Source organism: Candidatus Spongiihabitans sp. (assembly GCF_965247905.1).
GTDB lineage: Bacteria > Pseudomonadota > Gammaproteobacteria > Arenicellales > Poriferihabitantaceae > Spongiihabitans.
Genome location: NZ_OZ252047.1, coordinates 874,910 through 894,917, shown reverse-complemented (window position 1 = coordinate 894,917; position 20,008 = coordinate 874,910). Strand labels below are relative to the sequence as shown.

25 protein-coding genes and 1 pseudogene are annotated in these 20,008 nt (G+C 52.9%); 11 read left to right on the top strand and 15 right to left on the bottom strand.

Annotated features, from left to right (window positions below; translation table 11 throughout):
- Positions 1-77: 77 nt before the first annotated feature.
- Positions 78-266 (top strand): hypothetical protein, encoded by a 189-nt coding sequence (locus ACP158_RS04530; protein WP_424947784.1) that lies wholly within the window; start codon positions 78-80, stop codon positions 264-266.
- Between the two features lie 98 nt (positions 267-364).
- Here ACP158_RS04530 and ACP158_RS04525 read toward each other — a convergent pair whose 3' ends face one another.
- The 4 genes from ACP158_RS04525 to ACP158_RS04510 all read right to left on the bottom strand — a co-directional run bounded on the left by ACP158_RS04525 (position 365) and on the right by ACP158_RS04510 (position 5,786).
- Positions 365-685, bottom strand: a complete 321-nt coding sequence (locus tag ACP158_RS04525) for a hypothetical protein (RefSeq protein WP_424947783.1) — start codon at positions 683-685, stop codon at positions 365-367.
- A gap of 118 nt (positions 686-803) precedes the next feature.
- Positions 804-3,260: an outer membrane protein assembly factor BamA gene (gene bamA / locus ACP158_RS04520; protein WP_424947782.1), complete on the bottom strand. Its 2,457-nt coding sequence runs from the start codon at positions 3,258-3,260 to the stop codon at positions 804-806.
- A gap of 179 nt (positions 3,261-3,439) precedes the next feature.
- Positions 3,440-4,789, bottom strand: a complete 1,350-nt coding sequence (gene rseP / locus ACP158_RS04515) for an RIP metalloprotease RseP (RefSeq protein ID WP_424947781.1) — start codon at positions 4,787-4,789, stop codon at positions 3,440-3,442.
- A 166-nt stretch (positions 4,790-4,955) separates the two neighbouring features.
- Complete coding sequence (locus ACP158_RS04510) at positions 4,956-5,786, bottom strand: hypothetical protein (RefSeq protein ID WP_424947780.1); 831 nt, start codon at positions 5,784-5,786, stop codon at positions 4,956-4,958.
- 242 nt (positions 5,787-6,028) lie between these two features.
- Here ACP158_RS04510 and ACP158_RS04505 point away from each other — a divergent pair, with 242 nt between their 5' ends.
- From ACP158_RS04505 to ACP158_RS04495, 3 genes are read left to right on the top strand one after another with little or no spacing between them, the layout of a single operon-like run.
- A complete protein-coding gene (locus ACP158_RS04505; protein ID WP_424947779.1) occupies positions 6,029-6,853 on the top strand; it encodes an amino acid ABC transporter permease in 825 nt (274 codons plus the stop codon).
- Positions 6,854-6,895: 42 nt separating this feature from the next.
- Complete coding sequence (locus ACP158_RS04500; protein ID WP_424947778.1) at positions 6,896-7,729, top strand: transporter substrate-binding domain-containing protein; 834 nt, start codon at positions 6,896-6,898, stop codon at positions 7,727-7,729.
- 45 nt (positions 7,730-7,774) lie between these two features.
- Positions 7,775-8,698, top strand: coding sequence for an amino acid ABC transporter permease (locus ACP158_RS04495; protein ID WP_424947777.1), 924 nt, complete (start codon positions 7,775-7,777; stop codon positions 8,696-8,698).
- 114 nt (positions 8,699-8,812) lie between these two features.
- Here the strand turns inward: ACP158_RS04495 and ACP158_RS04490 are convergent, their stop codons facing one another.
- Entirely contained in the window at positions 8,813-9,100 is a 288-nt protein-coding gene (locus ACP158_RS04490) for a hypothetical protein (RefSeq protein ID WP_424947776.1), read from the bottom strand.
- 5 nt (positions 9,101-9,105) lie between these two features.
- Between ACP158_RS04490 and ACP158_RS04485 the strand changes: the two genes are divergently transcribed.
- Entirely contained in the window at positions 9,106-9,897 is a 792-nt protein-coding gene (locus ACP158_RS04485; RefSeq protein WP_424947775.1) for an amino acid ABC transporter ATP-binding protein, read from the top strand.
- Here ACP158_RS04485 and dxr read toward each other — a convergent pair.
- The 6 genes from dxr to rpsB all read right to left on the bottom strand — a co-directional run bounded on the left by dxr (position 9,894) and on the right by rpsB (position 15,728).
- Positions 9,894-11,144 (bottom strand): 1-deoxy-D-xylulose-5-phosphate reductoisomerase, encoded by a 1,251-nt coding sequence (gene dxr / locus ACP158_RS04480; RefSeq protein ID WP_424947774.1) that lies wholly within the window; start codon positions 11,142-11,144, stop codon positions 9,894-9,896. The genes ACP158_RS04485 and dxr overlap by 4 nt on opposite strands.
- Positions 11,141-12,013: a phosphatidate cytidylyltransferase gene (locus ACP158_RS04475; protein ID WP_424947773.1), complete on the bottom strand. Its 873-nt coding sequence runs from the start codon at positions 12,011-12,013 to the stop codon at positions 11,141-11,143. Before ACP158_RS04475 ends, dxr begins: the two co-directional genes overlap by 4 nt.
- The gene (gene uppS / locus ACP158_RS04470; protein ID WP_424948397.1) at positions 12,013-12,705 is read right to left on the bottom strand and encodes a polyprenyl diphosphate synthase; all 693 of its coding nucleotides are present in this window, start codon (positions 12,703-12,705) and stop codon (positions 12,013-12,015) included. Before uppS ends, ACP158_RS04475 begins: the two co-directional genes overlap by 1 nt.
- A 116-nt stretch (positions 12,706-12,821) precedes the next feature.
- On the bottom strand, positions 12,822-13,379 hold the full coding sequence (frr, locus tag ACP158_RS04465) for a ribosome recycling factor (protein ID WP_424947772.1): 558 nt from the start codon (positions 13,377-13,379) through the stop codon (positions 12,822-12,824).
- A gap of 177 nt (positions 13,380-13,556) precedes the next feature.
- Positions 13,557-14,570 (bottom strand): translation elongation factor Ts, encoded by a 1,014-nt coding sequence (tsf, locus tag ACP158_RS04460; protein ID WP_424947771.1) that lies wholly within the window; start codon positions 14,568-14,570, stop codon positions 13,557-13,559.
- 81 nt (positions 14,571-14,651) lie between these two features.
- The gene (rpsB, locus tag ACP158_RS04455; RefSeq protein ID WP_424947770.1) at positions 14,652-15,728 is read right to left on the bottom strand and encodes a 30S ribosomal protein S2; all 1,077 of its coding nucleotides are present in this window, start codon (positions 15,726-15,728) and stop codon (positions 14,652-14,654) included.
- A 262-nt stretch (positions 15,729-15,990) separates the two neighbouring features.
- Here rpsB and map point away from each other — a divergent pair, with 262 nt between their 5' ends.
- Positions 15,991-16,752 (top strand): type I methionyl aminopeptidase, encoded by a 762-nt coding sequence (gene map / locus ACP158_RS04450; protein WP_424947769.1) that lies wholly within the window; start codon positions 15,991-15,993, stop codon positions 16,750-16,752.
- Between the two features lie 47 nt (positions 16,753-16,799).
- A pseudogene (locus ACP158_RS04445) lies at positions 16,800-16,911 on the top strand (IS1595 family transposase); the annotation flags it as partial.
- Positions 16,912-16,982: 71 nt separating this feature from the next.
- Here ACP158_RS04445 and ACP158_RS04440 read toward each other — a convergent pair.
- The 4 genes from ACP158_RS04440 to ACP158_RS04425 are packed head-to-tail and all read right to left on the bottom strand — an operon-like array spanning position 16,983 to position 17,628.
- Entirely contained in the window at positions 16,983-17,165 is a 183-nt protein-coding gene (locus ACP158_RS04440) for a hypothetical protein (protein WP_424947768.1), read from the bottom strand.
- Complete coding sequence (locus ACP158_RS04435; RefSeq protein WP_424947767.1) at positions 17,155-17,286, bottom strand: hypothetical protein; 132 nt, start codon at positions 17,284-17,286, stop codon at positions 17,155-17,157. Before ACP158_RS04435 ends, ACP158_RS04440 begins: the two co-directional genes overlap by 11 nt.
- 22 nt (positions 17,287-17,308) lie before the next feature.
- Positions 17,309-17,464: a hypothetical protein gene (locus ACP158_RS04430; protein ID WP_424947766.1), complete on the bottom strand. Its 156-nt coding sequence runs from the start codon at positions 17,462-17,464 to the stop codon at positions 17,309-17,311.
- Positions 17,465-17,496: 32 nt separating this feature from the next.
- Positions 17,497-17,628 (bottom strand): hypothetical protein, encoded by a 132-nt coding sequence (locus tag ACP158_RS04425; protein WP_424947765.1) that lies wholly within the window; start codon positions 17,626-17,628, stop codon positions 17,497-17,499.
- Positions 17,629-17,723: 95 nt separating this feature from the next.
- Here ACP158_RS04425 and ACP158_RS04420 point away from each other — a divergent pair, with 95 nt between their 5' ends.
- The 4 genes from ACP158_RS04420 (at position 17,724) to ACP158_RS04405 (ending at position 20,005) form a co-directional block, all read left to right on the top strand.
- Positions 17,724-18,779 (top strand): aminoglycoside phosphotransferase family protein, encoded by a 1,056-nt coding sequence (locus tag ACP158_RS04420; RefSeq protein ID WP_424947764.1) that lies wholly within the window; start codon positions 17,724-17,726, stop codon positions 18,777-18,779.
- On the top strand, positions 18,772-19,521 hold the full coding sequence (locus ACP158_RS04415) for an ABC transporter permease (protein WP_424947763.1): 750 nt from the start codon (positions 18,772-18,774) through the stop codon (positions 19,519-19,521). Before ACP158_RS04420 ends, ACP158_RS04415 begins: the two co-directional genes overlap by 8 nt.
- A 66-nt stretch (positions 19,522-19,587) precedes the next feature.
- Entirely contained in the window at positions 19,588-19,797 is a 210-nt protein-coding gene (locus ACP158_RS04410) for a hypothetical protein (RefSeq protein WP_424947762.1), read from the top strand.
- Positions 19,778-20,005 (top strand): hypothetical protein, encoded by a 228-nt coding sequence (locus ACP158_RS04405; protein ID WP_424947761.1) that lies wholly within the window; start codon positions 19,778-19,780, stop codon positions 20,003-20,005. Before ACP158_RS04410 ends, ACP158_RS04405 begins: the two co-directional genes overlap by 20 nt.
- Positions 20,006-20,008 lie beyond the last annotated feature (3 nt).

Here is a 20,008-nt window from a genome sequence, read left to right as displayed (position 1 = left end):
ATTCCCGCCTGCGGCGAGAATGACGGGCTGGGGGGACAATGGTGAATCGGAAGGCAATAAGTCCTTTTGAGAAGACAATGGTAAATAAGTGTCACGCAAAGCGTGACACTAAAACGTGCTCTGGCGTAGCCGGACATTTTCTCTCCTGTGCTTTGGCGTCTCAATTCGTCTTTGTCCTCTCAATTCACCATTGCCTATCATTTGTCATTGCCCGGCCCATATTATTATTGGCCGGGCAATCCAGTGGAATATGCCGTCCGGCGTAGCCACTCATTTGCGGCGAAGCCGCGCTGTTCGATGCGAGAATGACGGCAAGGCGGAGGTGCTTGTTGCTTACCGCTAATGTATGAGCGCGTCCTGGCGGCTAACGCCGCCACTCTGGATTCCCGCCTGCCGGCGAGAATGACAAATAAGGGTCGTCATTGCCCGGCAAATAAGGGCCGTCATTGCCCGGCTTGTTCCGGGCAATCCAGTGGAATATACCGTCCGGCGTAGCCGGACTCCTTCGCTCGCATTGCCCGGCGATATGTTGTCTGATTTGAGTATACAATCGGCTGCTCGCCGGGCCAGAGATGCCGGTGATTTGAGCAACTTTGCAAGCCTCGATATCAAGGCAAAACAGCCGTGGAATCGCCCTGAATTTATTCTCCGAAATTCGGCAGCGAATGACATGCTTGTTTTTCATTTATAGAACAATTAGGTATGACCATTTCACTGTACCTTAAAGTATCTTGAACCAATTTTTTTAAAGAAATAAGTATGGATCAGCATACCAACCCCGCACCATCGCAATAACCATAACACTATCGAAACACCGCGCCGATGGAGATTTGCAGTTTTTCCTTATCATCGCCGGACTCCTCGTTAAGCGGCACGCCGTAACTGATGCTGAACGGCCCGATGGCCGAATACCAGTTAAAAAACACGCCGGCCGTGTAACGCAGTTCGCCTAAGTCAATGTCCGCGGTGCTTTCATACACCATGCCGCCATCGACAAACAGCCCCAGCCGTTTGTCATTGCTGTCGGCGCCGAAGGCCGGGAACAACGCCTCCACGCTGGCCAATACGCGGGTCGAGCCGCCGATGGGTTCGCATGCCGCCGCTAAGGTGGCGGCTTGGACGGGGGTGAAGAGGATGGTTTTAGTGCCGTCGGTGGTGGTGATCATGGCATCATCGGGTATCTTGCCAGCAATAGCATCGGCGCAGGCTTTGATCGGCGTCAGATTATCGGGCTTCGCCGTGTTCGCCGGCGCTTCGCGCGGTCCCAACGATCTGGCGTTGTAGCCGCGCACCGAGCGCGCGCCACCGACAAAATAGTTTTTGAAAAACGGCAAGTCGTCGGTCGCGTCCTTGGAGTTGCCGTAGCCATCGCCATAGCCGAGGCCGAGGCTGCCTTTGATGGTGAAGCGGTCGCCCAGCGGCTGGTAGTAAGCGCCTTGCACGTTGAACTTGTAGTATTCCAGGTCGCTGCCCGGCAGCGATGCTTCCAGCGAAATGGAACGGGTCGCGCCGCGCGTCGGGAAGAAAAAATCATCGCGCGTATCTTTGGAAAGCCCTGCGCTCGCCACCAGATTATCGGACTTCGGATGGGCATCAATGAGCTTTGCAAACGATGCCGGCGTGCCGCTTGGCTTGTCCAACTCAAGCCGCTCGAACGACAGCCCGAGATTCACCGTATTAGTCTCGGCTATCGGGATTTTATACAGCACGCCCACGGCGCTGGTGTTCAGAATATAGGACGCGGTATCAACTTCGTCCGCATCCACCTTGCTGGTGGTCAGGCTGAAGCCGCGGCTGATGCCGTCAGGGGTGTGATACGGATTGGTGTAGGCGATGGTCGCGGAGTCCACCGCATCCGAATCATTCACTTTTACCGACAGGTGGCGGCCGGTTCCCAGCAAGTTGCGCTGGGTGAACTCGACCCCGAACAAGGGTCCGTCCTCGTCGGAATAGCCGGCCGAGACCAGGATGGAGCCGGTGTCGCGTTCGCTGACGATGACTTTCATGTCAACCTGATCGGTGGTGCCGGCCACCGGCGGGGTTTCGATCTGCACCGAGGCGAAAATTCCCAAGCGGCTCAATCGGCCTTTGGAGCGTCTGATTGCGGACGCCGAATACCACGCGCCCTCGAACTGCCGCAACTCGCGGCGGATGACTTCGTCGCGGGTGAAAACATTGCCGGAAATATCGATGCGACGCACGTATACGCGCTGCTTGGGGATGATGGAAAAAATGGTGTCGACCACTTTTGCGACCGCGTCGCTCTCAAACGTCGAGCGCACTTCGACAAACGCAAAGCCGGCATCGACAAAATCGCCGGTCAGCGCCACGCGCGATTGGCTGACCACTTGGCGCGAGAATGGCTTGCCCGACTCAATCGTGATCAATGTTTGCAGTTGCGCCGCCTGCTCCTGGTCCACGCCTTCGATCACGGTCTCGCCGAAGGTGTAAAGCGCGCCTTCGTTGATGACGATGCCGATGAAAATATTCTGCTTGTTCGGGCTGATCTCAACATTGGACGAGACAAGTTCAAACTCGTGGTAGCCGCGATTCAAGTAATAACTGCGGATGCTTTCAATGTCCGCTTCGAGTTTTTGCTTGGAATACTGATCGCGGCGGGAAAACAGCCGCAACCCGCGCTTTTCCTTGAGTTGCATTTCATCCTTTATCTTCTTGACCGACACCGTCTCGGCGCCAATAATGTTGATTTTCTTGATGCGCGCGACTCGGCCTTCGTTGATATTCATCGTGATTGCCACGCGATTTTGATCGAGCTCTTCGATGGTCGCCTGCACGGTTGCCGAATAACGCCCCATGGACAAGTACGAGTTTTTGATCTCCTGTTCGACCCGCTCCAAATTTGCGCTATTAAAAATCCTGCCCTCCACCATCCCCGCCTGCTCCAAGCCCTGTTTCAATGCGTCGTCTTTTAATTTGTCGTTGCCCTTAAAAGTGATGCTGGCGATGGACGGGCGCTCGACCACGGTGACCACCAGCACCGTGCCGTCCTGGCCGAGCGACACTTCCTTGAAAAACCCGGTCTTGAACAACTCTTTTATGCTCAGCCGCGTCTCTTCATCGTTCACTTCATCGCCGACTTTCAACGGCAGATAATTAAACACCGTGCCCGCTTCCAGTCTTTCCAAGCCCTCGACCCGGATGTCGGTGATTGTGAACGGGGTGATCGCAAAGGCGAATTGCGTCACTGCAAACTGCGCGGCGGCCGCGAGGAGGAAAACGATCAGCGTGATTTTTTTCATGGTGGATGTGGTTGGTTCGACTTGTGCTCTTAGGGATGCATCATTATTGCGGCAGCATTATTTTGGCAGCATTATTGGCATGATTATTGGCATTATTATTTTTGGGGCGACAACCTGCGGATGATACCCGAATGCCACGCAAAAAACATCGGCGCGGCAGAATCATCACAGCAGAACCATCACAGCAGGCGCGCAATGTCGTTATAGAACGCCAACACCATCAGCATCAGGATCATGGCGATGCCGATTTGCTGACCCCACATCATGATTTTTTCCGATGGCGCCTTGCCGGTGATTGCTTCAATCAAAAAATACAACAAGTGGCCGCCATCAAGAATCGGGATGGGCAATAAATTTAACAAGCCCAGGCTGACGCTGATGATTGCCAGGAATTTTAAAAAATCGGCATACCCGGATTGCACTGTTTGCCCGGCCAGCCTGGCGATGGTAATGGGGCCGGCGAGATTTTCCGATGACATTTTTGCGCTCAGCATGCGCCCTAACGAGCGCAGGGTGATGGCCGTGGTTCTCCAATTGTAGTCGATCGACTGCCAGATGGATTCAAGCGGGCCGAATCGCAAGGTCGTGTTCTCCAAGCGCGGCCGATACAACCCGATGCGGCCATATTGTTTTCCATCAACGGTGACTGAATTGGCAACCAGTGAAACATCCCTTTGTTGCTGCTGCCGCAAGATAGTCAGCCGCAACGTCGCGCCCGGCTTGTTGGAAATTTGCCGTGCCATGTCAATCCAGTCGCGCACGATGACGCCGTCAATCGCCAAAATTTCATCCTCCGCGACCAGTCCGGCTTGCTCAGCCGGTGAATTTTCCACCACCCGGCTCACTTTGGCAGCGGGCGCAGGCGGCCAGATGCCTATTAGCGAAGTAATCGGCTGCCCGACAACGGTTTGCTGATCAATGCCATTCGGGCCGCCAAAATCAATCGTTATGGTTCGACTGCCGTACGCCGGGTTGGCGACGGAAAATTCCAGCGGGTTGCCCTTCATGGCCTGGTGCAGCATATAAAACTGATGTTGCCCCCAGGTTTTTACCGCCTTGCCATCCAACTGAAGCATGACATCGCCGGCCTTGAACCCGGCATTTTCCGCAATCGATTTTTCAACGACCTGCCCTACAATCGGTTCAATGTCCGCGCTGCCGCCGACAAATACCAGCCAAATCGCAAATATCGCAAACAGGAAATTAAACCCCGGCCCGGCCGCAACAATGGCGCTGCGCACCGCCAGCGATTTTCTATTGAACGCCTGATGGATTTCTTCCGGCGCAACATCACCCTCGCGTTCATCCAGCATTTTCACGAATCCCCCTAACGGAATAATGCCGATGGAATACTCCGTGGGGTCGTTTTTTCTGCGCCACTTGAATAGCGACTTGCCAAATCCTATGGAAAACTTCAGCACCTTGACGCCCAGTTTGCGCGCCACCCAAAAATGCCCATACTCATGCACCGCAACTAAAATGGCGATGGCGAGTAAAAACCCCAATACACTGTAACCAAAATCATTCATGCTTTTTTACCGTGTTTTTGTGCCGTGCTTTTTGTGCCGTGCTTTTTGTGCGTGTGATCAAGATCCGCTGCGCCGCATTATACCCCGACCTATGCCCCGGCCTATACCCCGGCCCGCCATCGCGCTATCACTCGCTTCCCTTTTATCCGCCATAGACAATCCGCGACTACGCTTGCCGCGCATTTATGGCGCTGGCTTTTATAGCGCCGGATTTTATAGTGCCGGCTTTTATAGCGACGTTGACTATCTCATCTTGTTTGGTTTTAAGGATTGCGGTAGCGTAATTTTCGGCCACGTTATAAACGACGTTGTATTTTCCAGTAAGAAAGCAATCGTTGTGGAGGATATGCGGAGCCGTATAAATTCCGTAGCCGAAAGGAATTTTGAAAGCCGACACCTGATAGTCATCATCCCGCCGTTTGCCTAAAACAAGATACCCGCCAGCATCCGCATTTTTGGGCATGTGAAAGTGGGGCGTATTATGATGTTCCAGATACACGCCGCCGCCTGCAAGCGGATCCATGATATATCCGGCAACATATGATTCACCGATGTGCATTTCGGACACTGGGAGGTTTTTGCAACATTCAAACACAAAAGGGTCGCCGTTCTTGAATAACGAAGCCCGATAATAGCCCAGGTTTTCAGGAGTCGTCTCCGCCACTGGAATTTCAAGGAAATTATTTTCAACCACCAGACTATCGTTGCCGCCGAGGATGTTTCCCTCTACCGGTTGGCGCGCAAAATTTTGTCGCCATTGACCCTGGAAAGATAAACGCGAAGGAATATTGTCAGCGTCGTGCAACGGTTGCGGGTGTGCCGAATCTTTATCGCTGGGCGTAAACCCCCGTTGGTCGGCGGCATAGGCTTGATTGGGTTTGATATAGCCCAGCATTGCCGTGGTCTGCATATAAGACTGGGGCTCGCTGCCGCGTCTATCAACGATAATGTCGGCGAGAATATCGATAATATCCGTGGGAAGTTGGCAAGTTGTCATCTCACCACAAGATTTTGATGCTGGCGTGAAAGCGACCATTGAAATTAGTTTTAATCAAATGCCCTGATACTTGAACTTGAATACTTGAATACTTGAATACTTGAATTCAGGTATATTATAGGCATGTCGTATGTTGAATTATATCTATGCGATAGAAATATGCAGCCCGATTCGATCTGGAGTCTGGCGCGCACGGCGCCGAGTCATTGCCGAAACCGGGCGCAATACCGAGCGCAGTAAAGATGCGTCGGCGCCGACCGCCCGAAAGCCTTGATGTTGGCCGCCTGCTTCATATCGGGTGGAACATCGCCCAAGCCATGCTGGTCTTTTTGCTGCTTGGATGGCTGGTTTGGCGTGGCGCGCTGGCGATGGAGTACAACTGGCAATGGTATCGGCTGCCGCCTTTCTTTTATCGGGTGATTGATGGAGAAGTGATATGGGGACCGCTGGTGTGGGGTCTCATTCAAACCATCAAGTTGGCAATAGTCAGCGGTGTTGTGGCGATAATGATAGGATCTGTTACCGCATTTGCGCGCTTGTCCGACTCCATTGCCAGCGAGCGCATCGCCACCTGGTATCTCGAGGCCATTCGCAACACGCCGTTGCTGGTGCAGCTATTCCTGTTCTATTTTGTGCTAAGCCCGATTTTTGGAATTGACCGCTTCTGGTCGGGCGTGCTGTGCTTGTCGTTTTTTGAAGGCTCGTTCGCCGCGGAGATTATCCGCGGCGGCATCCAGGGCGTGGACAAAGCGCAATATGAAGCGTCAGACGCCATCGGGCTGTCGACCACGGACAAGTTTCGGTATGTTATTATTCCCCAGTCGATGCCACTGATCCTGCCGCCGCTGACCGGCCTGCTGGTTTCGCTGATCAAGCATTCCGCCATTGTCAGCGTCATCGCGGTAACCGAGCTCACCACCGCCGCGCTGAACATCATTTCAGACACCTTCATGGCGTTCGAGGTTTGGCTGGTCGTGGCCGGCATGTATCTTGTGCTGACCATCTCCCTGTCGACGGCAGTGAGTTTGTTTGAACGAAGATTGAATCGTAGTCACCGTGAAATTTAGCCCCAAAATTTAGCCCCACAATTTAGCACTAGGAGATAACTCATGAAAACTTTACGGAAACTTAAAACATTGGTTCTAGCCGGCGTATTGGCAGTTGCAGGTTTAGGCGCCGGCATCGGCGTTGCCTCAGCCGACGGCTTGCTGGAGGAAATTCAAAAGCGCGGCAAACTGCGCGTAGGCATGTCCACTTTTGTGCCGTGGGCGATGCGCGATGTGAACGGCGAGTTGATCGGCTTTGAAATTGATGTCGCGACCCAGGTGGCGAAGGATATCGGCGTCGCGATTGAATTCATTCCGACTGCCTGGAGCGGAATTATTCCCGCGCTGCTCGCAAAAAAGTTTGACCTCATCATCGGCGGCATGTCCATCACCCCGCAACGAAATCTCACGGTCAACTTCACCGCCCCGTATGCACATTCCGGCCAGCAGATGGCCGCCAGCAAGAAGTTAGCGGGCGGCTTCACCACCAAGGATGATTTCAACTCGTCGCAGGTAACCATCACTTGCCGGCGTGGCGCGACGCCGTGCAAAGTGGCGCTGGATATGTTTCCAAAGGCTTCGGTTCGTCGCTTTGACGATGACGCGCAGGCGTTCCAGGAAGTCGTGAACGGCAATGCCCATGCGATGCTTTCATCCGAGCCGACGCCGCGGTTCTGGGCGCAGGCCTATCCCGACAAGATTTTCATGCCCTTCGGAAATGAAAACCTGACCATGGGGGACGAAGCCTTTGCGCTTAGAAAAGGCGACCCGGACGCGCTGAATTTTTTCAGCAACTGGATTACGGTTAACACCAGCAATGGCTGGCTGCAAAACCGTCACGATTTCTGGTTCAGGGATCAGTCCGCATGGAAAGGCTCGGTCGCGCCCAATCAATAACCGCCGCGGCGTTGGCAACGACACGATGACAACGCCGCAGCGGCAATGATAAGCGACGCATTTTTGCGCGCTAGGCAAGCGCCTCCGCCGCCGCCCAAACGGCATCTGAAATTAGCCGACTACCTGATTTTCGGCATAGCGGCGGCGTTCGTCTTGTACGCCGTCTATCGCGTCAACGATGTGCTGGTGTATCACTGGGATTGGCCGCAGGTGTTGGCGTTCGTGGTGCGCTATGACCAGGCAACCGATTCCTGGCTGCCCAATATCATTCTGCGCGGGCTTGCCACCACCTTGCGCCTGGCTATCTGGGCAACGCTGTTTGCCACCGTGCTCGGCGTCGTTATGGGTTATTGCCGCACCAGCCAAAACCTGAGTCTGCGAATTATCAGCAGATGTTACGTTGAACTGATCCGCAATATGCCGCCGGTTGTGTTCATTTTTATTTTCTATTTTTTCGTCTCCAGTCAACTCTTTCCGGCGATTGGCGTGGACAACATCAATACAGACAGCCCGTTGGTATCCAACCCAGTGTTCACTTTCTTGTTTGGGGATGCGGCACTTTTATCCAACTTCCTGGCCGGCATGATATGCCTTTCTTTATTTGAAGGCGCTTATATCACCGAAATTGTGCGCGCCGGCATCCAGTCTATCCCCAAAGGGCAATGGGAAGCGGCCAGGGCTACCGGCCTTTCGCATTTTAACGTGCTGCGGGATGTTATTCTCCCCCAAGCGGTGCGTAAAATCCTGCCGCCGCTGGCTGGCCAGTTCATCACCTTAATCAAGGATTCCTCCATCGTATCCCTTATTTCCATCCAAGAGCTTACCTTTGTCGCCACCGAAGTCGCGGCCACCACTACCAAGGTATTTGAAACGTGGATACTGGTCGGCGCAATGTATTTCGTGCTGTGCTACAGCTTTGCGATAGGGTTCGCTCGCCTTGAGCGGCGCGCCAAGCGGAGTCATGAGTGATACTGAGCGACCGATTGAGCAACCACAACGATGCCTGGCAGCGAAAAGACCAGCGACGATGAGCGATGCATTTTTGTGTTAGGCAAGCGATGAATGAGCGCAGGATTTTTGTCGTCAGGCAAGGCGTGGAAGGCGCGAATGAGGGAGCGCATAGATAATGCGTGACCGATTGAGCAACGCACCACAACGATGCCTGGCGGCGAAAAGACCAGCGATGAATGAGCGCAGGATTTTTGTCGTCAGGCAAGGCGTGGAAGGCGCGAATGAGGGAGCGCATAGATAATGCGTGACCGATTGAGCAACGCACCACAACGATGCCTGGCGGCGAAAAGACCAGCGATGAATGAGCGCAGGATTTTTGTCATCAGGCAAGGCGTGGAAGGCGCGAATGAGGGAGCGCATAGATAATGCGTGACCGATTGAGCAACGCACCACAACGATGCCTGGCGGCGAAAAGACCAGCGACGCCACTCGTTGAAATCACCGGCCTGTGCAAATGGTACGGTGAATTCAACGCGCTGTTTAACATCAATCTGAGCGTTTCAACGGGCGAGAAAGTCGTGGTCTGCGGGCCGTCCGGTTCCGGGAAATCCACCATGATTCGTTGTATCAATCAACTCGAAGCCCATCAGGCCGGCACGATTAAAATCGCGGGCCGCGAGGTTACGCCGAAGATGAAGAACCTCAAGGATATCCGCTGCGATGTCGGCATGGTGTTCCAGAGTTTCAACTTGTTTCCGCATAAGACGGTCATCGAAAATCTCACCCTCGGGCCGGTTCGAAGCCGCAGGCTGGCGAACAGCGATGCCACCGAACTGGCGATGCACTACCTGCGGCGCGTGCAGATCAGCGAGCAAGCCGACAAGTATCCGGCGCAATTGTCCGGCGGCCAGCAGCAGCGGGTGGCGATTGCCCGGGCGCTTTGCATGAAACCGAAAATCATGCTGTTTGACGAGCCGACCTCGGCGCTTGACCCGGAGATGATAGCGGGCATCCTCGATGTGATCATCGAGCTGGCCGAGGGCGGCATGACCATGATCTGCGTCACCCATGAGATGGGATTCGCGCGCAAGGTTGCCGACCGCATCGTGTTTATGGATGCAGGCGAAATCGTCGAAGTCGCCGCGCCCGAAATATTCTTCAACAACCCGCAAACCGACCGCGCGAAACTATTTCTGAGCCAGTTGCTTGGGCATTAACCCGCCCCATCAACAGCGGCGAGCAACCGCGCGCATTCCATCCGCGCCTCGCGGTCAGCGGCCAATACCGTGTCCAGATCGTTTGCGTTATCACTATTTGATCGCTCCATTGTACGCTCAACCAAGCGCGCGATTTTATCAAACGATATCTGTCCATTCAAAAATGCGTCCACCGCCACCTCATTGGCGGCATTCATAATCGCAGGCAGCGTGCCGCCGCTTTGTGCTGCATTTTGAGCCAATCTCAAGGCCGGAAAGCGAGCGTCATCCGGCGCCTCGAAATCCAGGCGGGCTACTTCCTGCAAACTCAGCGCGGCGGCGCCGGACACTATTCTATGCGGCCATGCCAAAGCGCTGGCAATGGGAATCCGCATGTCGGGGCGGCTCAGTTGCGCGATGATGGAGCCGTCGATGTATTCCACCATGGAATGAACCACGCTTTGCGGATGAACCACAATTTCGATCATGTTTTCGGACACGCCGAACAAGGCGCAAGCCTCGATCAACTCCAATCCTTTGTTCATCATGGTCGCCGAATCCACGGAAATCTTTCGCCCCATTTGCCAGTTTGGGTGAGCGCAGGCCTGGTCCGGCGTGACTGATGATAGTTGATTCAGCGGCAACCGCAACAACGGCCCGCCGGAGCCGGTCAACAGTATTTTTTTAATGCCTTGGTCGTCGGTGACCATTGCATTGGCATTGTCATTGTCATTGTCGTTGCGATGCGCCAAACCGGGTTGCGGCAGGCATTGAAAGATGGCGTTGTGCTCGCTGTCCAGCGGCAGCAGGCAGGCCGCATTGTCGCGCGCCAGGCGCACGATATATTCGCCTAACATCACCAACGGCTCCTTATTGGCGATCAAAACCTTGTTGCCCGACTTTACCGCGGCGATGGTCGACATCAATCCGGCCGCCCCGACTATAGCGCATACTATTGTTTCGCCAAGTTGGCCGGCAATTGAACAGAGCGCCTGTTGTCCGCTTTCCACATCAATCTTGATGCCGGCTTGTTTGATTTTTATTTGCAACTTGCGCGCGCACTTGGCATCCGCCATCACGACTTTTTCGGGCTGGAATTTCTGGCATTGCGCGAACATCATCGCCACATTGGTATTCGCCGCCAGCGCGCAAACATGGTATTTATCCGGGTGCCGCGCGATTACTTCCAGGGTGTTTATCCCAATGGAGCCGGTGGACCCCAATAATGTGACTCCAGTGGTCTTGGCGGTGGTCATAGCGGTAGTCATAGCGGCCAGGTCCCCGGCATCACAAAAACCGGCGTCATAAAAACCAGCGTCACAAAGACCGGCGTGGCCGCGATCACGCCGTCAATTCGATCCAAGACACCGCCGTGCCCGGGCAATAAATGACCGCTATCCTTAACGCCTGCGAGTCGTTTCAGCCGACTTTCGTACAGATCTCCGGCCACGCTAAAGAGCGCGGCGCATAACCCTGACGCTATCCAAACCAACAACATCATGACTGAAAAATCCTGAGAAAAATCAATGATAAAAAACCCCAAGCCGGCCGCCAAAGCCGCACCAAACAAGCCGCCAATGACGCCTTCCACGGTTTTATTCGGGCTTAAACCGGGCGCCAGCGGATGGCGGCCGAAAGCCTTGCCGGTGAAATACGCAAAACTGTCGGCGGCCCAGACCATGACCAATAGCGCTATGGTTGCAATTGGCCCCTGTTCAGCTTGCTGATGGAGCAGAACCAGCGCGGCCCAGGCGCCGAGCAAACAAAATACGCCCCAGGAAAATGCACACTTCGAACCCGGTGTCATATCAGGCGCCGAAGCGGGCAGTTGCGACCGATTAAATCGTTGCTCGAATTGTTGCAAGGCATAAATTTGATAAGCCCAAAACAAGGCGGCCAGCGCGCATATCGCCAACAATAATTGAGGTTGGGAAACCAACCACCAGGTTGCGGCCGCCAAGCCGATGGCGGCGATTGAAAATACTCCTGAGGATTTAATGGTCAGCCGATTCCATTCATATAATCCCATCAGCGCCACCGCCAAAAGCACCACGCTGAACCAGCGGGTTGGCAGAATCAGGGTCAGCGCAATAACCACCGGGGCCAACACCAGGACAGTAATAATGCGAACCCACATTATTCCAGTTGCTTGATTTGTCCGCTAGTCTTGCCAAAACGCCGTTGCCGATTCGCAAAAGTTTGCAACGCCTGGTCAAAACAATCTTGATTAAAATCAGGCCAATAAACCGGGGTAAAGTACAACTCGGTATAGGCGAGTTGCCATAACAAAAAATTGCTTATTCTTTGTTCGCCGCCGGTGCGAATAAAAAAATCCGGTTCTGGAAGTTCATGCGTGCATAACTGCGATTCGATCAGCTCAGGGGTGATTGATGCGGATGCAATCCGTCCCTGCTCAACCAACGCCACTATGGATTTGCACGCTTCCAGCAGGTCCCATTTACCGCCATAATTGATGGCGAGGGTAAGATTTAGCGCTTTATTATTACGCGTAAGTTCATCGGCATCGGCGATGGCGCGCTGCAAGCGTTGCGGAAATCTGCTCAAATCTCCAATCATGCGCAATCTGATTCCGTGCTCATGCAAACCAGGCAGTTCGTTTTCCAGCGTTGACGCTAACAGCTCAAGCAACAGCGTTACCTCGGCGGATGGGCGCCTCCAGTTTTCACGGCTGAATGCGAACAGGGTTAAATAGGGAATTCCGCATTGACCGCAGGTTTGCACCATGCTTTTTATGATCTCAACGCCTTGGCGGTGTCCGGCGACTCGGGGCAATCCCCGTTGTTTCGCCCAACGCCCATTGCCATCCATGATTACCGCGATGTGGCGCGGCGTATTTGCCTCGTTTTCGACTGGATCTGGCGCAGACACGGTGGAGTAATTTGCAGGCGCGGTATTTTTGTCAGGTTTTTGGTTTGGCGAATAATCTAAACGTCCATGACTTCTTTTTCTTTTTCCGTAACCACGCTATCGATTATCCCAACATACTTATCGGTTAATGCCTGCATCTCGGTTTCCGAGCGTTTTTCCTGATCTTCGGAAATTTCCTTTTCCTTTAACAACTCCCGAGCGGCATGGATGGCGTCCCGACGAATATTTCTGATCGCAACCTTGCCATTCTCGCCCTCGCGCTTGACCACCTTGGCGAGTTCAATGCGACGCTGTTCGGTCATCGGCGGCAATGGAATTCTCATGCTCTCGCCCGCAGTCACCGGATTCAGTCCCAGATTCGACTCCAGAATTGCTTTTTCAATCACCGGCAGCATTTGTTTTTCCCACGGCCGCACGCTCAGTGTCCTCGCATCCGCAACGGCTACGGTGGCAATCTGGTTTATCGGCGTCGCTGTGCCATAGTAGTCCACTGACAAATGGTCCAACAGCGCAGTGGTGGCGCGCCCGGTGCGAATTCGAGCCATGTCGTCCCGAGTCGAATCCACGGTTTTGTGCATTCGTTGTTCGGCATCTTTTTTAATTTCATTCAACATGACTAAAAACGCTTATGGCGGGTGATTCTTTTCATGAAAACGATAACGGTCGGCAAGGGATATAGTAACAGAAACTAAATACGGGCCTCGGCCACGGACGCCCGCCGTTAGCGATGACAGGCGAGCGTTGTCCGCGGGCTAGTTCATGGCTCTAGTTCATGGCTCTAGTCCATTGCTCTAGTCCATTGCTTGGGCAATGACTTCCGCGACGAAGTCATCGGTGCGCTTTTCAATGCCTTCGCCAACCTCGAACCGCACCATTTGGGTTATGCTCACGCCCGCATCCACTATCAAGTCGCCAACAGTTTGATCGGCATTTTTTACGAAAGGCTGCCCAAGCAACGTATTTTCCTTCAGGAATTTCTTTACTCGACCACCCACCATTTTCGCTATGATGTCTGCCGGTTTTCCGCTTGCTTCAGCCTGCACAATAAAAATTTCCTTTTCTTTATTAAGCACCCGACCATCCATCTCTTGTTCGGAAATACACAATGGCCTGCTGGCGGCGATGTGCATAGCGATATCACGGCTCAACTCCTTAACGCTGGCCTTAACGCTGGCCTTAACGTCGGCCTTAACGTCGGCCTTAATGCCCTCTTCAGTGCCGCCGCTTAGTTTGACCAGCACGCCGATTTTCGAGCCATGCAAGTAACATCCGACCACGCCGTCTTGCGCGTCAAACCGAGCGCATCGCCGGACGCGAATGTTTTCCCCGACTTTGGCAATTAACGCCTGTCGCGCGGCCTCCACCGACTGCCCGTTTTCGAGATTGATGGAAGCCAGCCACTCATTGTCCGTGGCATTGTCCGGCGCGTTGTCAGCCGGCGCGTTGATCAAAACCGCCTGAGCCACGCCTTTGGAAAAACTTTGAAAAGAGATGTCTTTGGCCACAAAATCGGTCTCGCTGTTGACTTCCACCAATACACTGGCGGATGGGTCATGTGCGGAAACAATCACGCCTTCGGCGGCAATGCGTGCCGATTTTTTGTGCGCCACAGCAGCCCCTTGTTTACGCAAATTTTCTATCGCCAACGCCATCACCTTGCCCATATCAACATCGGCCATATCAACATTGCCCATATCAACCTTGCCCATATCAACATGCGCTTCGGTCAATGCTTTTTTGCAATCCATCATGCCCGCGCCGGTGCGTTGGCGCAGTTCCTTAATCATTGCCGCGGTAATTGCCATTTAGTCAGGCTCTTGATAATGCGTTGTTTGGTCTATCCGTCGGACACGATTTGTTTTCAAAAAAACCTGGTCGGCTTCGATCTAGGCGGGTTTTTTCTTGGCGGGTTTTTTCTTGGCCGATTTTTTCTTGGCCGATTTTTTCTCGGGTGTTTTTCCCCCGGGTGTTTTTTCTTTATCGGCGTCTTTTGCCCCCGCTTTATTTTTTGCCGCTTTATTTTTGGTCGCTTTCTTCTTGGTCACTTTTTTCCTGACCACTTTCTTTGTGGTGACTTTCTTTCCGGCCGCTTTTTTGACTTCGGATTTTTCCTCTGGCGCGGCAGGTTCCGCCTCAGCCGCGGCGGCGTGTTCTCCGGTTGCGGGTCGTTTGGCAACCGACTTCTTTACCACAACCTTGGCTGCGCCCGTGGTCACAATCTGATTCAAATCATCAACTTCAACGTATTCGTCATCACCCGCGGCGAGGTCCATGCTTTTGGCGGCGGCGCGGGCTTCAATAATTGCATCCGCAGCCGCTTCGAAATACAACGTGATCGCCTTGGAGGAGTCATCGTTGCCGGGGATCACATAGTCCACGCCTTTTATCGAGCAGTTGGAATCAACCACCGCAACGACTGGAATACCCAGTTTATTGGCTTCAGCCACCGCGATATATTCATGCTCAACATCGATTACAAACAAAACGTCTGGCAGGCCGTTCATGTTTTTTATGCCAGAAAGCGTCCGGTCCAGTTTGGCGCACTCCCGCTGCAGGGACAATCCTTCTTTCTTGCTTAATCGCGCGGTCGCATTGGAGGCGATACGCTGCTCAAGCTCCTTCAGTCGAACAATCGAATTCTTCACGGTCTTGAAGTTAGTCAGCATGCCGCCCAGCCAGCGGTGATCCACATAGGGCGACTGGCAACGGATGGCCTGCTCTCTGACGATTTTTCCGGCCTGGCGTTTAGTGCCGACAAAAAGCACATGGCCGCGTTGATTCGCAATTGAGCCGAGGTAGTTCATGGCCTCGTTCAACATCGGCAATGTCTTATCCAGGTTTATAATATGGATTTTATTGCGGTCGCCAAAAATATAGGGCGCCATGGAGGGCGACCAGTAACGCGTCTGGTGGCCGAAGTGCGCGCCAGCTTGTAGCAACTGGCGCATGGTAATCTCTGTCATGCGTAATGTTTATCGTGTCGTGGGTTGAGCCTCCACGGTGACTGTTCGCCAACCTGCAAATATCGGCTTCATTGCTGTACCATTAACGAAGCTGGCTTTGCCGGCACCCAGGCGAACATAATTGCCGTGTGCGAATTAATGCCGATACGCTATTTATGGTTAGAGCATCGGCATCAGGGTGGCGGATTCTACCAAAAAGAGTTGAAGAAAAAAGCGTAATTTGGGAGCATAGCCGTTCTTTTTCGCATAATTATGATAAAAAATGCCGGTAACCATCAAAAACCAGGAAGAAATTGAAAAAATGCGCGTCGCCGGACGGCTTGCCGCCCAGGTGCTTGACATGATTCAGGGGGAAGTCAAAGCCGGTGTTTCCACCGATCGGCTCAATGCCATCTGCCATGATTACATCGTCAACCAGCAGCATGCCATCCCGGCGCCGCTAAATTACCGCGGCTTCCCCAAATCAATTTGCACCTCGGTCAATCATGTGATTTGCCATGGCATCCCGTCCGACAAAGTCTTGAAAAACGGGGATATTATCAATATTGACATTACCGTGATCAAGGATGAGTTTCATGGCGACACCAGTCGCATGTTCTATGTTGGCGAACCCTCTATTCGGGCGCAACGGCTGAGCGCAATCAGTTTTGAATGTATGCACAAAGGCATTGAACTGGTCAAGCCCGGCGCGCAGCTTGGTGATATTGGGCACGTGATTCAGCAACATGCCGAAAGCAACGGCTTCTCCGTGGTGCGCGAATACTGCGGTCACGGCATCGGCCGGGTGTTCCATGAAGACCCGCAGGTTTTGCACTACGGCACCCCTGGCACCGGGCTGGCAATAAAATCGGGCATGACCTTCACCATCGAGCCCATGGTCAATGCCGGCAACAAAGAGACCCGACTGCTTAAGGATAACTGGACTGTGGTCACCAAAGACCGCAGCCTTTCCGCGCAATGGGAGCACACCATACTGGTCACCGATAGTGGTCACGAGATTCTCACCCGGTCATGCACCGATTGACTCGCGCCGAGTTAAGTTCCCACGGTCGGTGAAAAAATCGAAGATACATTTTTTATGGTTTTCGTTGCCGAATTTCGGAGAATAAATTCAGGGCGATTCCACGGCTGTTTTGCCTTGATATCGAGGCTTGCAAAGTCGCTCAAATCACCGGCGTCTCTGGCCCAGCGACCAGCCGATTGTATACTCAAATCAGACAACACATGGCCGGGCAATGCGAGCGTATGTGCTCACTAATTCACTGCCCGTTTTGTTCCTTTCCAGCGGTGTTTTAGCACCGCCCTCTCAGCCGTCATTCTCGCATCGAACAGCGCGGCATCAAAGCAAAGGAGTCCGGCTACGCCGGACGGCATATTCCACTGGTTTGCCCGGCCAATAATAATATGGGCCGGGCAATGACGACTCTTATTTGTCATTCTCGCCGGCAGGCGGAAAAAACCGCCTCCCTGCCGTCATTCTCGCCGAAGGCGGGAATCCAGTTAAATATCTGTCACGCGTAGCGTGACTCCTTTTGGCATCCGGCTTTGCCAGACACAAACCGGCGGCTACGCCGAACGGTTTAATAACTGGATTGCCCGGAACAAGCCGGGCAATGACGACCCTTATTTGCCGGGCAATGACGGATTGGGAGATAATGGTGAATCGGAAGGCGATGACGAATTAAGGTAATAGAGCACGTTTTAATGTCACGCTTTGCGTGACAATTATTTATCATTGCCCTCCCAAAAGGACTTATTGCCTTCCGATTCACCATTGTCCCCCCAGCCCGTCATTCTCGCCGCAGGCGGGAATCCAGTTAAATATGTCGTCCGGCGTAGCCGGACTCCTTTCAAAGAGTGTGAGTTTCGCTTCAATATGCGCCACGAAAATAGGTGTCAATATCTGCTAAAATCTATCCGAAATCACCGCTTAAAGTATCTTGAACCTAATTTTATTATTGGCAGTCTTCAGGCTTGAGTTATGCCACTTTAATTATGAAACAGCGAGAAAATTCAAGAAAGGAATTTGTGAGCAAACACCAATGGGGTGGGGATGGGAGTGGCGCAGAATTATTGCCGCTGTTTTCAGACGCCTCTTTTCGGCAGTATTTTCGATTGGTTCATGCCGATAAAACCGCGGGCGGCAAAACCGCGATGTTAATGGATGCCCCTCCCGAACATGAAAATATCCAGCCATTTTTAAATGTTACCGATCATCTTCAACGGCTCGGACTGCGGGTTCCACAAATATTTTCCCACGATACCCGCAACGGATTCATTATTCTGGAAGATCTGGGAACCGAAACCTTTACTGCACTGTTAAACGCGGGCCGACAAGCATTGCCGTTGTATAAAAAAGCGATCACTGCTTTGGCTCAATTACACAGCAGCCCCAACGCCATAAACATTAATGTCGGCCACTACGATTTTGAGCGCTTGATCGATGAAGCCTGTTTGTTTACAAAGTGGTATCTGCCCGCCGTGATTGGCGAATCAGGTGAACCGAGGGCAGGCAATCAGCAGCGACAAGCGCATTACATTGCCGCCTGGAAGACAATCTATAACAATTTGCCAAACATCGAATCCACCTTGGTGCTGCGGGATTATCATGCGGACAATCTTATGCTGGTGGATAATCAGTGTGCATTGCTCGATTATCAAGACGCGGTTATCGGCTCGCCGGCGTATGACGTTGTGTCGCTGCTGGAAGATGCCCGCAGGGACATCGATGCCAATTTATACGTCCAAATTTTAGAGACCTATTTTAATCAACGCCCAAAAATAAATCGTCAAGCATTTAATCATCACTGCATGGTCTGGGGCGCCCAGCGTCATTGCAAAGTCGCCGGAATATTTATGCGGTTATGGTTGCGTGACAACAAGCCGCGCTATTTGGGTCATTTGGCCCGCGTGCTTGGATTATTGCGAAACAAACTGGATAACCCGGCGCTGGCGCCGCTGTGCGCATGGTTCGCGCAAAACGCGATCAGCCTGCATTACCGGAAACCGCAAGCCAGTCGCGAACAAATACTGTCACAAATTCATGCGTGACGCCGCCGTAATTTCGATTATCCCGCTCAGCCATCTGGCGGTCGCCTTCATGCCGGCTTTGCTGGTCATCGCCCTGTTTTATTGGTGGCAACTGAAAATCGGCTCGGTGGTGTATGCGTTTGTCCGCATGCTGGTGCAACTATTATTGGTCGGGTATTTTTTACTGTGGATTTTCAATGCCGACCAAGCTTGGATTGTGCTGATACTATTGCTCGCTATGGTGGCGATCTCCAGTTGGATATCGCTGCGCACCGTGACCCGACACCGAACCGCTCTTTATCTAACCGCATTGGTTTCAATTGCGATTGGCGGGGGTGTCGCCCTGGCGCTGGTGACGCAGATCGTGCTTGAGACAGACCCCTGGTTTCGCGCCAACACCCTAATCCCGCTGGCCGGCATGATTTTCTCCAACAGCATGAATGGCGTCAGTCTGGCGGCGGATCGTTTGATTATCGAATTAAAATCGAGTGCGGATTATCGCATTGCTCGCAATGCGGCATTACACACGGCGCTGATTCCCATGATCAATTCATTGTTTGCCGTCGGGCTGGTCGCCTTGCCCGGCATGATGACCGGGCAAATACTGTCCGGGGTGTCTCCGCTGATTGCCGCGCGTTACCAAATTATGGTGATGTGCATGCTATTCGGCGCTGCCGGATTGTCCACAATATTATTTTTAGCGCTGAGCCAAAAGTACTGGGCCAACCAGACTGACTTGTTTAAAAAATCCCCCAACGGATAGAGTGAGTTAATAAAATTTGGTTCAAGATACTTTAAGCGGTCGATTTCGGATAGATTTTAGCAGATATTGACACCTATTTTCGTGGCGCATATTGAAGCGAAACTCACACTCTTTCAAAGGAGTCCGGCTACGCCGGACGGTTTAATAACTGGATTGCCCGGAACAAGCCGGGCAATGACGGGTTGGGGAGACAATGGTGAATCGCAAAGTGTGACTCTCTTTGAGACGCCTATGGTAAATAAGTGTCACGCAAAGCGTGACACTACCGGCGGCTAACGCCGCCACTCTGGATTCCCGCCTGCCGGCGAGAATGACAAATAAGGGTCGTCATTGCCCGGCCCATATTATTATTGGCCGGGCAATCCAGTGGAATATGTCGTCCGGCGTAGCCGGACTCCTTATCAAGGCAAAACAGCCGTGGACTCGCCCTGAATTTATTCCCCGAAATTCGGCAGCGAATGACATGCTTGTTTTTCATTTATAGAAC